The 12,716-nt window shown below is 57.2% G+C and carries 11 protein-coding genes; 4 read left to right on the forward strand and 7 right to left on the reverse strand.

Annotated elements, in window-relative coordinates; all coding sequences use genetic code 11:
- Positions 1–119: 119 nt before the first annotated feature.
- From V8J85_RS11295 to V8J85_RS11320, 7 genes are all read right to left on the reverse strand, one after another.
- Entirely contained in the window at positions 120–311 is a 192-nt protein-coding gene (locus V8J85_RS11295) for a hypothetical protein (protein ID WP_339953851.1), read from the reverse strand.
- 252 nt (positions 312–563) lie between these two features.
- Positions 564–950: a TNT domain-containing protein gene (locus V8J85_RS20070; protein ID WP_445285897.1), complete on the reverse strand. Its 387-nt coding sequence runs from the start codon at positions 948–950 to the stop codon at positions 564–566.
- A gap of 150 nt (positions 951–1,100) precedes the next feature.
- Positions 1,101–1,352, reverse strand: a complete 252-nt coding sequence (locus V8J85_RS11300) for a hypothetical protein (protein WP_339953852.1) — start codon at positions 1,350–1,352, stop codon at positions 1,101–1,103.
- Entirely contained in the window at positions 1,349–2,848 is a 1,500-nt protein-coding gene (locus tag V8J85_RS11305; protein WP_339953853.1) for a TNT domain-containing protein, read from the reverse strand. The genes V8J85_RS11300 and V8J85_RS11305 overlap by 4 nt, the downstream gene beginning before the upstream one ends.
- Positions 2,848–3,552, reverse strand: coding sequence for a hypothetical protein (locus tag V8J85_RS11310; RefSeq protein WP_339953854.1), 705 nt, complete (start codon positions 3,550–3,552; stop codon positions 2,848–2,850). Before V8J85_RS11310 ends, V8J85_RS11305 begins: the two co-directional genes overlap by 1 nt.
- Positions 3,553–3,650: 98 nt before the next feature.
- Complete coding sequence (locus V8J85_RS11315; RefSeq protein WP_339953855.1) at positions 3,651–5,069, reverse strand: homospermidine synthase; 1,419 nt, start codon at positions 5,067–5,069, stop codon at positions 3,651–3,653.
- Between the two features lie 693 nt (positions 5,070–5,762).
- The gene (locus tag V8J85_RS11320; protein WP_339953856.1) at positions 5,763–6,641 is read right to left on the reverse strand and encodes a helix-turn-helix domain-containing protein; all 879 of its coding nucleotides are present in this window, start codon (positions 6,639–6,641) and stop codon (positions 5,763–5,765) included.
- Between the two features lie 163 nt (positions 6,642–6,804).
- On the opposite strand from V8J85_RS11320, the gene V8J85_RS11325 reads away from it, so the two are divergent.
- The 4 genes from V8J85_RS11325 (at position 6,805) to V8J85_RS11340 (ending at position 12,637) form a co-directional block, all read left to right on the forward strand.
- A complete protein-coding gene (locus V8J85_RS11325; RefSeq protein ID WP_339953857.1) occupies positions 6,805–8,808 on the forward strand; it encodes an ABC transporter substrate-binding protein in 2,004 nt (667 codons plus the stop codon).
- A gap of 74 nt (positions 8,809–8,882) precedes the next feature.
- The gene (locus tag V8J85_RS11330) at positions 8,883–9,902 is read left to right on the forward strand and encodes an ABC transporter permease (RefSeq protein ID WP_339953858.1); all 1,020 of its coding nucleotides are present in this window, start codon (positions 8,883–8,885) and stop codon (positions 9,900–9,902) included.
- Between the two features lie 4 nt (positions 9,903–9,906).
- Positions 9,907–11,037 carry an ABC transporter permease gene (locus V8J85_RS11335; RefSeq protein ID WP_339953859.1) on the forward strand — a complete coding sequence of 377 codons (1,131 nt, stop codon included), beginning with the start codon at positions 9,907–9,909 and terminating at the stop codon, positions 11,035–11,037.
- On the forward strand, positions 11,030–12,637 hold the full coding sequence (locus tag V8J85_RS11340; RefSeq protein WP_339953860.1) for an ABC transporter ATP-binding protein: 1,608 nt from the start codon (positions 11,030–11,032) through the stop codon (positions 12,635–12,637). Before V8J85_RS11335 ends, V8J85_RS11340 begins: the two co-directional genes overlap by 8 nt.
- Positions 12,638–12,716: the final 79 nt, after the last annotated feature.

The raw sequence follows: 12,716 nt of genomic DNA on the forward strand, positions 1-12,716 counted from the left end.
TCGAGATGTTCTACAATCCGAAACGCAAGCACACAAACAACGGCATGCTGTCGCCCGTTGACTTCGAAGAAAGACAGCTCAAACTAAAACAGGCGGGTGTCTAGGAAACTAGGGGCACCTCAACCATCCTTTGACAAGTCAGCAATAGTCAAATTGTTTGCTTGGTCTCCATGCAAAGGTATCAGCAATTCGTCCAATGATGGTAACTTTTCGACTTGAACTACCGGCATTCGCAAATCAACCTCGCGGTTCACATCATAAGCAATCTCATACATCACTCTTCTTGCAATTTCTTTGGTCGTGTATGCCACACGTTCGACCACTTCGCAGACTTAATAACGCCAGCGAAAAAGTAAGCGCATGCCTCATGTTCATCGTACCATGTTTGTCGGTCGATCTTTCTTCCTCTTTCTGTTTGATACGTAACCCAAGTTCCATCAATGCACTCGATCCCGCCGCCGAACTCACCCCCGTCAACACCGCCAACCGTGTAGTAGTCGTCCGGTATACCATGGCGCTTTATCGCGACTAGAGTTTCTTTTAGGTTCATAGTGATTTCTTTCCTATGGAATAGGTCGTATAAACCCATTACGAATTAAATCCTTGGTTGACATATCGGTCATATATTGTGTCGCACCTCCTGCTTGGTCAAACCAAGGTGCCGCTGTTCCACTTTTTACTTCAAATGGGCGAAGTACTTCGAACGTGGATAATCTCTGCGAAGCTGGGTCATAGGGCAAGGCGCGAGATTCAAAGCTAGCTCCAGCAGGAGAAAAGTACCTTCCTCCATCTTGACCGGGCGGTTGACCGGCATAGCGATCTATTCGCGTACCGGGTGCCAGGGTCTGAGATTGGGGAGGTGCCGAAAATCCATCATTTGGTGGCCAATCAAGTTCACTATTGTCAGCTCTATACCATTTGTCCGCGAGGTCTCTTCGATGGAACTGCATACGGTTCGGCGAAGCCCGACCTGTAACCCGCCCCCAAATCCGCGTCCGCGATACCCCGCGCGATCAGCACAGCAAAAAGACGAAAAACTCTTGCCCTCAGCGGCAGAAGGTTGGGTATCAGAGCACTAGCGTCCAACTGCGCCAGTCAGTTCACTCTGTCCAAACACCAAGTCGCTTGGCATATCTCTCGGCACGTTCAGCGACATATGCGCAAGCCTCCTCTTCGTTTTTTCGCTGAACATAGTTTCGTTTGGCGCCGCGTTCGCTGTAGTAAGTGAACCAAACGCCATCGATCATTTCGATCCCGTCGATCTCACCAGCACCAAGCCCTCCAATCGTATAGAATTCATCTTCCTTCACGCCGTGAAGAGCCAAATAGGCTATCATTTCATTGATATTCATTGGATCACCTGCCTTAAGTAACCTTCTCTAATTAGATCACCTACACTTCGGTCGGTAAGATATTGTGTTGCGCCACCAGCTTCGTCGAACCACGCGGCTGCACGACCGGAACTAACTTCTAAAGGACGCAATACCTCATAAACAGCGTATTGTTGCGTGCTTTTTTCGTAGGGTAGTGCTCTAGAAGTCCAGTTTGCGCCTTGAGGCGAAAGAAAGGACCCGGTGTCGTCAAGGCCGGTCTCGCGTGAATATCTGTCGATGCGAGCACCAGCCGGCAAAGTTGTTCTGCTGACAGTCCCATCGAAACCGTCATTCGGTGGCCACCGCAACAAGCCGGTTTCGGCGTCGTACCATTCGTCGCTGAGGTCCCGTCGGTGGAATGGTGCCCGCTTGGGCGATACCCTTCCTACAATCCTCCCCCAAATCCGCGTCCGCGACACTCCGCGTGCGATCAGTACGCCCGCACCAGACAGCACCGCTCCGGCCAGCCCGCCCGTCGCCGCACCTAACGCAGCCCCGTCCAGCCGGTCCAGTACACCGCCCTCGTCGTGCCCGGCCCCAGACAGCGCACCGGTCGCAGCACCTGTCTTAGCGCCGGCAACCACAGCCCCGCGTATCCCTTGCCCCGCCCGCGCCGCGTTGGCCGCCGCGCCGCCAACGGGGACAAAGATGGTGGGCACGGCCCCGGCGATCTCACCGCCAATGTACCAGTTGGGGTTGGCGATCTGCTGTGCGCGGTTCAGTTGCCGGCGCTCGGCGACCAGTTCGTCGTAGGACCGGTCGGAGAACAACGAATCGAGCCGTGCCATGCCTTCTTCGCCGAAGCCGAAGGTCAGGCCCTGGCCGCCGCCGCCAAAGAAACTTTCGGCGTCCGACGCCTCGCGCGCATTGGTGGCCAGCTGATACTCTTCGAAATTGCGGCGACGGTCGTCGAGGTAGATTTCATGCTGAGCGTGACTGGAATCGAACCCCGACGAGACATAGTCCCATATGAATTTATAGCCATAGCCTATGCCTTCGAATAAGCCCACGCTGGGTTTTTCATAACGACCGGCCTCGTAGGCGATCCGGTCATAGGCCTGATTGAACTCCCCCTCGTCCAGACCGGCGGGAATGCCGCGCCATTCCGACACCGCGTTTTGCTCCAATGCATGTTCGCGTTGCTTTTCGCCGATCTGGTCTTCAGCGGCATCCATCGCTTCTTCGGTGCCGAAGATGACGTAAAGCTGGGTGATCGGCATGTCGATCTGGTGCCGGGGCGATTCGCCCTTTTCGTCGAGGATGCCCGAGGCGACCTGATCACCCGACGCCATGTCATAGATGCGATAGCCGAGCCCGGGCAGAGGCTCCCCGGTCGTTTCATCAATCGCGCCCGCCTCGACCCAGTTGTTCGGACAGGCTTCACAGACCTGCCCCACATCGCCGCTGGGCTGTGCGTCGGCGGCTGCCAGCCCTTGCTGCAGGCCTGCCGGGTTGTTGGGATCGTCCTGCTCCATCAGTCGAAACCTTCGTAGAAGGTGGTCATACCGGCGCAAAGATCGTCCGGATCCGCTGACCTTTCGAAGGCGTGTCGGAGCCTGTGTAGCAGCGGGTCGTCGTACCAATAGATGCCGTGTATCAGCGCGGCGCCGGTATAGGCGATGCGGCGTTGCAGATCATGCAAGCCATAGCCCTCGGCATGCGCGTTGCAGGCTTGCAGAAACGCCTGTCGGCGGGCTGGTGTCGCGATGGTCGGGCTTTGCGTTACGAGTTTGTCGAAGGTCGCATGCGCTGGTTGCCGCGCCTGAACCCGTGCGACCAGCCGTGCGCCCTTCACATCCAGGCCTTCGCCTGTCCACGTTGCACCCAGCCATCGCTCAATTCCGCGCGTAAACCATGTCAGGCGTTCATCCTGTGGGAACGCGGTCTGCGCCAGCGTTTTGGTGATTAGCTGATGAAATCGGGGATCATGAGGAAAATGCGCCCCAAGAGAAACCCCGACGACGACCATCTTGAACGTCTCGCTCTTTGCCGTGATCCCGTAGGCTAACGCATAATCGCGGACCGCGCGCACGAATTTCGCGACCTCGTCGGTGGATGCGCCCAGCGCCTTCATGTGTGCCGGATACAGCTCCAGCAGCGTCAAGGCTGTTTCACGATCCCATTGACCGGCTGCGGCGCTTTCGAAAGCTGCGAATTGCTTGCGTGAGAATGTCAGCATGTATCACTTGAACGGCGTGATCGAAACATACCTTAGCGGGTCCGTATACAAGCGCAACGGCCTTAAGATGTGTTAATGCCAACGTGCGGACCTTTGCCTTACGTCGCCAAAACGTTCCGGAATTGCCAAGGATCACTTTCGTCCAGGTTTTCGGGGAAGTGCTCCCACCGGTCCTGCAGCGGGGTCCAGTCGGTATAGTGCGCCTCGACCGGGCCGAGATAGGGTTTTTGCACCTCGAGGCAGCGGGCGTGGTCCATTTCGTCGGTCTCCACGATTCCCGCCTCGGGGTTTTCCAAAGCCCAGACCATCCCGGCCAGCACAGCGGATGTGACCTGAAGGCCCGTCGCGTTTTGATAGGGCGCGAGCGCTTTCGTCTCTTCGTTCGATAGCCGCGAGCCATACCACATCGCGTTTTTGTCGTGGCCGTAAAGCAGGACGCCGAGTTCGTCGACTCCCTCTACGATCTCGTCAACATCAAGAATTTCATGGGTTTTTTGCTGCTCACCTGACCCGAACATTTCGTGCAGGGACAGCACTGCATCATCGCAGGGATGGTAGGCGTAGTGGCAGGTCGGGCGGAAATCCGGCGCGGCGGGATCGCCCACGGTGAAGTAATCGGCGATGGAAATGGCTTCGTTATGTGTCACCAGAAATCCGAATTGCGGGCCGGGCGTCGGGCACCAGGTGTGGACCCGGGTTGCCGCGCCCGGACGGTCGAGCCATATGGCGGCCTGACAGCCCTTGTCATAAGTGTTTGCGCCCTCGGGCATCCATGTTTCATGGGTGCCCCAGCCGAGTTCGGCGGGCTGAAAACCCTCAGCGATGAAACCCTCGACCGACCACGTGTTCACGAACACGTCCCGCGGGCGGGGAAGTTCACGCGCCTGCGTGTCACGTTCGGCGATGTGGACGCCCTTAACCCCCAGATTTTGCATGAGTTTTCCCCACCCCTCGCGGGTCGTCGGAACGGGGTCATTCCGCCCTAGGTCGCGGGACAGGATCATCAGCCCTTCCTTCACGAACCAGCTGACCATGCCGGGGTTCGCGCCGCAGCAGCTGACCGCTGTTACACCATTGGGATTATTGGTTTTTTCATCGCGTACGGCCTGGCGTAGAGCGTAATTGGTGCGGTCGGCATTATCGGTCGTGTCGAAATAGAAACCAGCCCAAGGTTCGACCACGGTGTCGATATACAGCACCCCGATTTCACGGCAGAATTTCATCAGGTCCAGCGATGATGTATCGACCGACAGGTTCACGCAGAAGCCTTTCCCATCGGGGAACAGGTCACCCAACACCTGGCGATAATTGTCTGGCGTCAAGGCCACCTGGTGATGCGTAATCCCCTGTTCTAAAAGGAATTCCTTGCTGTCCGGATTTGGGTCGATCACGCTGAATTTGTCCGCGTCATAGTCGAAATGACGCTGGATCAGGGGCAAGGTGCCTTTGCCGATCGAACCGAAACCGATCATGACCATGTGACCTTCGATGCGCCCGTAAACTGGATAGTTGGACATGTGACCCCCTTGCTGATGACGCGCCCAGATTGACCGTCGCGGCGGTCGGATGCAAACGGTTATCGGGGGTGACGATCCGATGTGTTAACGGCGTTTTTTGGCGATCGGAAAACCATCGGAATTCTATCGGAATTCCATCGGACCTTTGCGCACGGTCCGCGCGCGGTTAACGCAACGCGCGCTGGCACCGCGATCTGCGATCGCTCGCCATTCCACGATTGCCCTTGGCGTCAAAGCCGCAATGCCCGCCGCCGCGCTTTTCGCATTCGAAAACCTTGGAGCGCTGTTTTTGGGTGCCGATGCCCCGAGGTCGCCAACGAGAGTGCTGTTGCCGCACCCAGACCATTCGACCTGAGCGAGACGGCCGACAGCGATCCGTCGCTGGCCGTACCCTCTGGCATCGATGCCGAGACCGACCCGGACGCAGAACCGGGGCGGAGTTCGCCTTCCCCGCAGTCGAAGCCGTAGCGTTGGCTTCGGCCGAGTAGGCGGTAATGAAATGGCCGCCAGGGTGAGAGGTGAAATCCTGCAGCGACGGCGAAGCTTTTGGTCGGGTGAGGTCAAGAAATCGATCAGCCCTCGTAGCGGACTTTCGATGGAGCAATGGCCGATGAGCGGTATGGCGGGATAAACCAGACCTTTGACTGGAAAGGGTGAGTGTCTGTTTTCAGTGATTTTGAATGTGCTCGTGTATCAGCTGCGCTGTTGAACCTGCAACCTGAAATCTGCCGGACTTGTACCGACAAGCCGATGGAAGGCGTCGTAGAACGATGACAACGACCGAAACCCGCTATCCAACGCTATGCTGATGATCTTGTCATCAGTCTCTGCTAAAAGCATTCGGGCGCGAAAGACACGGACATTGGTGATGTGGGCTTTGACCGTCGTTCCGATGATCTTTTTGGACAAGGTGTTAGCGTAATTCTCGGACACGCCAGCGGCTTTGGCAACGTCGCCAAGCGTTATCGCCTCGGTGTAGTGCGTGGCGATAAACCGCAGAATTTTCTCAAAATGTACAATGGCGTTGCCACCAATGCGGACGGCTTCAGTGTCGGGACGCGGCGGCGCGATCAGTTCCCAGCCAGTCAGCGCGAGGCGCGTGATCCGGGATTGCAATTCCAGACAGTGAAGGCGGCTCATCTGGTCGGTGTTCACATCGACCTCGAGGGCGAACCGTTCCGCAAGCAAGGCGTCATCGGGCAACGTCTTTGTTCCCACAGCCACACCACCAGCAATGATCGCATCGACAAAGTCCTTGGGCAGAGGCCAAGACCAAAACTCTTCAAGTGAAACATAGGCATTAGTGATCTTGCCGACGCCACATACGTTGAGAACACGGTGTGGTTGGGCCGCCCAGAAGATGCAAAATCTGTCACGTTGCAAGCTAATTGTGCGCCCGCCAAAGGAGTAGTCCATATCACAGTCTTGCAGGAAATTTACCTCGATCGACGGATGCGCGTGGTAGGGTTCCTCCATCGCATTCGGCACATGGTGCTGCAAAAAAATGCCACGGCCCTGCGTGATCAGATGGTAGTCATCAATTGCATTCTGGGCGTCAAGATCCCGTCTCACGTAACGCTCCAACCTGTTTTCTTACAGCAAACGTAGCAGCGCGGCCCCCGCACAAGCAACCAGTGTGTGATTTTCCGGAAGCCTTTCGTCAAAGCGTGAAAGACAGGCCTAACCCTTCGGCGTCTTATATCGGGCACAATACACCATTGGGAGGAAACTGGTGATGATCCACAAAAAGCTAAAGGGTGCGCTTTGTGTGACGACGGCTTTGATGGCTGTTGGCACGCTTGCGACTGCGGACGAAATGCCGCCGGAAACAAGCCTCTCTGGCCTCGATTACGAATTGATCGGCCGCGATGATATCTATGCGCATGGCACGTTGGACAGCTATGCGCAGGCCCCCATGCTGGATGCAATGGTCGCTGACGGAAAGTTGCCGCCTGTCGCAGAACGACTCCCTGCGGCACCGATCATCTTCAAGGCCGGCGCGATGGTTGACGGCATCGGCGAATATGGTGGTGTTTTCCGGCATGTTATCGGTGGCCGACCAGAGGGCTGGAACTGGATGGCTGGTCAGCATCAGGGCTGGGGCGGCATCAATATGGCGATGCAGGAATGCCTGGTTCGTCAAGGGCCACGCTGGCAGGTCAAGGCTGAGGATCAGACCGGTCCCCTGCCAAATCTGGCGCAAAGCTGGTCATTCAACGACGCCAAGACCGAACTGACCATCAACCTGATGCAGGGCGTGAAATGGTCGGATGGTGATGCTTTTGACGTGGAGGACGTGCGGTTCTGGTACGAAGATAACGTGCAGGACGAAAATGTCGCCAGCCGCATGGCCAAGGATAGCTTTGGCGGTGGCGCCACAATGGAGATCATCGACGATTACACGTTCAAGTTTGTCTTCGCCGATCCTCAGGCCGAAACGATTGTCGAAAATCTGGCCTACATCCAAGGCTGTCCCGGACCAAGTCACGTGCTGAAAGATCAGCAGCCGACCTACAATGCTGATGCGACCTACGACAGTTACACGCAGGCGCTTCCCAATGATGTCACCCCGCCTGTCGTGTTGGGGGCTTGGGTCCCGGTTGTGCACCGTCCCGATGAATTGGTGATCATGCGCCGCAATCCGTATTATTTCAAAGTGGATGAGGCCGGAAACCAGCTCCCATACTACAATGAAATGCACTTCCGCCTGTCCACATGGGGCGATCGGACCGCGCAGGCCGTTGCCGGTACGGGTGACTTTTCCAATATGGAAGATCCGGGCAACTATGTTGAGGCGCTCAAACAGTCGCAGGACGACGCAAGCCCAGTGCGTGCCAACTTTGGCCCACGGGTGCTGGCATGGCGGTTGGTTCTGAACATGGACGCTGGCGGTGCCGCTGATGATGGCGAAAAAGCGATGCGGGAACTCTTCCGCGAAACCGATTTCCGTCTGGCGCTCAGCCATGCACTGGATCGCGATGCGATCGGTCAGGCATTGGCACGCGGGCCATTTGCATATCCCTACATCTCAGGCTTTACGACGGGTTCACCCTATTACGACGCGGCGTCCAGTGACTACCATCCGTTCGATCAGGACGGGGCCAAATCCCTGCTGGACGGTCTTGATGTCGTTGACACCGATGGAGACGGGGTGCGCAACATGCCCGGAGGCGGCGACAACGTGGTCATCGACGTGCAGGTCAGTTCATCGGGCAATGCCAGCGTGAAGCAGCTGGAGGCGGTTGCGTCCCAACTTGAAGAAGTCGGCATTCGGGTCCAAACCCGCGCCATCGACCAGACAGCGGCTGACACCAACTTTACCGGCGGTCAGTTCACGGCGATGATGATGCGCGACAACGTCATCCTGCCAACGCGCGAAACCTGCCGGTCATGGCCAGCCGGTGCAAGCTGTCCACATTTCAACGCCGGTGGCGATCGCCTGCCGTTTGAGGCGGATTTGGAAGCCAAACTTGCCGCTTTGCAAAGCTCGGACGATGCGGTCGAACAGGCGCAGCTGGCCCGTGAGATGCAGCAGCTTGTCACTGCAAATGCCTACACGATCGGCACGGTTCAGGTGCCTGCTGCCTTGTTGGTCAACAAGCGCATCAAGAACGCCCATCCCGGCACACCCGTCTTCATGTATGAGTGGGCCGAGGATGGGGTAGTCCGCGAACGGCTCTGGACGCCGGCCGCAGATCAGGAAGACGAGGTCCTCCCTGACACGATCGCTGAATACTAAGCGACCCCGTGTATAGTGGAACGCGCGGCCGTCAGGGATGATGGCCGCGCACTTAGCGTCGGGGGAGGCCGCGCATGGCTTTTTTGCAATTCATCCTCAAGCGGGTGCTCGTCACTATTCCGCTCTTGATCGGGATTTCCATCGCGACCTTTCTGATCATCACCGCTGTTCCGGGTGATTTTGTCGATGGATGGCTTGGCCGCACGATGGCCCAAACCGGCCAGAGCCGCGAGGCGCTGGTGCCGCAGGCCGAAATGATGCGCGAGCGCCTTGGCCTCGATCAACCGCTTTATGTGCAGTACTGGGTCTGGATTAAAAACATCGTCTTTGCAGGCGATTTTGGCATGTCCTTCGCCCAAAACCGCCCGGTGACGGAGGTGATCGACCTGCGTCTGTGGCGCACGATCGGGATCGCGTTGGTAACGCTTGTTGTGGGCCAGATCATAGGTGTTTTTCTTGGCATTTACGCGGCCACGAACCAGTACCGCTGGGGCGATACGCTTGCCACGCTGGTGGCTTTCCTTGGTATTGTTATCCCGAAATTCGTGATCGCGCTGATCCTGCTCTATTTCCTCGCCTTTGTCTGGCACTCGCCCTATATCGGCGCGCTTTATTCGCCCGAATTTCAGGTGCAGGACGGCATGTCTTTCGCCAAGCTCTGGAACCTGTTCCTGCATGTCTGGCCGATCCTGCTGGTGTCGATCTGGGCGGGCCAAGCCTATACCACCCGCATGATGCGCGGGAACCTTTTGGATGTGATGAATGCGCAATATATCGAAACCGCGCGGGCCAAAGGGTTGAGCCGGCGCAAGGTTCTATTCCGCCATGCCGTGCCCAACGCCCTGCATCCGGTGGTCATGAACATCGGCAACCGCTTTGACTATATGATCAAGGGCGAGATTGAGATCGCGCTGGTGCTGGGCATTCCGACGCTGGGGCCACTGATCATCTCATCTGTCACAGACCGGGACATGTATGTGATTGCCGCGATCTTTCTGTTGGTGGCAGTTTTGCTGGTCATCGGGAACCTGATTGCCGACATAATCCTGGCCCTCATCGATCCGCGCGTCCGTCGCGCCACGGTATCGGGGTGAGGCTATGACCGATACAACCCCAACCCTTGATATCGACATGAATGCAGAGGCCGCAACCGGCCTTTCGCTGTCCTACTGGCAGTTGGTACGTCGCCGGTTCCGCCGCAACCGCTACGGCATGGCCGGGCTGATCATGTCCTTGTTGATCGTCTTCACGGCGATCTTTGCAGGTTTCATCGCCCCCTATGCAGTTGATACCAAAGACCGCACCGCAATCTACAGCCCGCCGCAAACCATCCGCATCCTTTCTGAGGATGGTAGCCTGACCACGCCCTTCGTACTTGGTTTCGAAGAGGTCATGGACCCCAACACCTTCGAGATCACCTTCGCGCCGTCCTATGATAAGACGGTGAAGCTGCAATTCTTCACCCAAGGCCCGGCCTACGAATTCCTTGGTATGGAATTCACGACGCACCTATTTGGCGGCGAAAACGGTGAATTCGTGCATCTTCTGGGAACTGATGGGCTTGGGCGCGATGTCTTCAGCCGTATGGTATATGGGTCGCGTATCACATTGATGATGGGTTTCATGGTCATGGGGCTGGCCTGCGTGATCGGCACGCTGATCGGGGTCACGTCGGGCTATTTCGGCGGGCGGACAGATACCGTCATCCAACGCATAATCGAATTCGTGAAGTCTTTCCCCGACCTGCCGCTTTACCTCGCGCTTGTCGCAGTGTTGCCCCGCAACGCTGACCCGATAACGACCTTCATCATGTTCGCGGGCATTCTGGTGCTGTTGCAATGGGCCAACCTCGCGCGCGAATTGCGGGGCAAGGTCATTGCCATCCGGTCAGTGGAATTTGTTCGCTCTGCCGTGGCCGTGGGGGCCAGCGACAAACGTATCATCCTGCGCCATATCATTCCCAACATGTCGTCCCACATCATTGTCTGGGCCACTTATGTGCTGCCCGAGGTGATCCTGCTGGAAAGTTTCCTGTCGTTTCTTGGCGTGGGCATCCAGCAACCGCTGGTCAGTTGGGGCGTGATGCTGAACGCCGTGCGCGACTTCCAATCGCTGGCCGCTGCGCCGTGGCTGTTATCACCGGTCGCCATGATCATTCTGTCGGTACTGGCCTTCAACGCGCTTGGCGACGGTATGCGCGACGCAATGGACCCTTATGCCAATGACTGATCCGCTTCTTTCCGTTGAAAATGTCGCCGTGTCGTTCCGCACTGCCGTGGGCACGACCGAAGCGGTAAAAGATGTCAGCTATGCCGTGAACCGCGGTGAAACGCTGGCCGTGGTTGGCGAAAGTGGATCGGGCAAGTCCGTCACCGCCCGCGCGATCATGGGGATGCTGGCGCCTAATGCCATCGTCGGCAAAGACACCCGCGTGATTTTTGACGGCGACGATCTGGCCACCTGGTCGGAACTGGAATTGCAGCGCATCCGGGGCAGCCGAATTTCGATGATCTTTCAGGAACCGCTGACCAGCCTGAATCCTATCTACAAAATCGGCGACCAGGTGGGCGAGATCATCCGCGTTCACCGCGCTATCAGCAAAAAGGACCTCAAGGCCGAGGTCATCCGCCTGCTGACCGAGGTGCAACTGCCCAACCCCGAACAACGATACAGCCAATATCCGCACGAGATGTCCGGCGGTCAGCGGCAACGGGTGATGATTGCCATGGCGTTGGCCAACAATCCCGATCTGCTGATCGCCGACGAACCAACCACCGCACTGGACGTCACCGTTCAAGCCGAAATTCTATCACTGCTGAAATCCTTGCAGCAAAAACACAACATGGCGGTGGTCCTGATCACTCATGACCTGACCGTTGTCAGCCGGGTATCCGACAACGTGGTAGTGATGCGCCATGGTGAGGTAGTAGAGCGGGGAGTGACAGCAGAGGTATTCCAGAACCCGCAGCACCCCTATACCAAGCACTTGATCGAAAGCGAACCCAAGGGGTTGCCTGACCCGCTGGACCCCGATGCCCCCCCTGTGATGGAAGGGCGCAATGTTTGCGTCACGTTCAACCTGAAATCCGGCGGTTTCTTCAACCCTACAACGGTTGATCTCAAAGCCGTCGATAACGTCTCCGCCCTTGTGCGCAGGGGCGAAACGGTCGGCGTTGTCGGCGAAAGCGGATCGGGTAAAACGACGTTTGCGATGTCCCTGATCCGGCTCGGCGTATTCCAAAAGGGCGAGATCACATTTCGGGGCGATCGGATCGAAGGGCTGAGCCGCAAACAACTGCAACCCTACCGCACACGAATGCAGGTCGTTTTTCAGGACCCGTTCTCGTCGCTCAACCCGCGCATGATCATCCGGCAAATCCTGGAAGAGGGGCTAATTGTCAATGGCAACAGCAATGCCAAGGACAGGGATCAGATCATCCGGCAAGCCCTCGATGACGTGCAGATGCCACATAGCGCGCTTGACCGCTTTCCCCACGAATTTTCCGGCGGACAACGGCAGCGTCTGGCCATTGCACGCGCCATCGCACTCGACCCGGAATTCATCCTTCTGGATGAACCGACCTCGGCGCTAGATTTGTCCATTCAGGCGCAAATCATCGAATTGCTGCGCGACCTGCGCCGCAAGCACGGGCTTAGTTACATGTTCATCAGCCATGACCTGAAGGTCGTACAAGCACTGTGTCACAACGTCATTGTCATGCAGCACGGCAAGGTGATGGAAGCCGGACCAACCGATCAGGTGTTGATCAACCCGTCTACCGACTACACCCGCCGACTTGTTGATGCCGCCTTCAAGGTGGTGGCATGATTTTCCGGAAGACATCGCGCCAGAGCGACAAGACCTTTGGCCTTTTTTCAGAGACATAGGGTCCAGAGAGAACAAAGAG

Origin of the sequence: Yoonia sp. 2307UL14-13 (genome assembly GCF_037572755.1) — a bacterium.
Lineage (GTDB): Bacteria > Pseudomonadota > Alphaproteobacteria > Rhodobacterales > Rhodobacteraceae > Yoonia.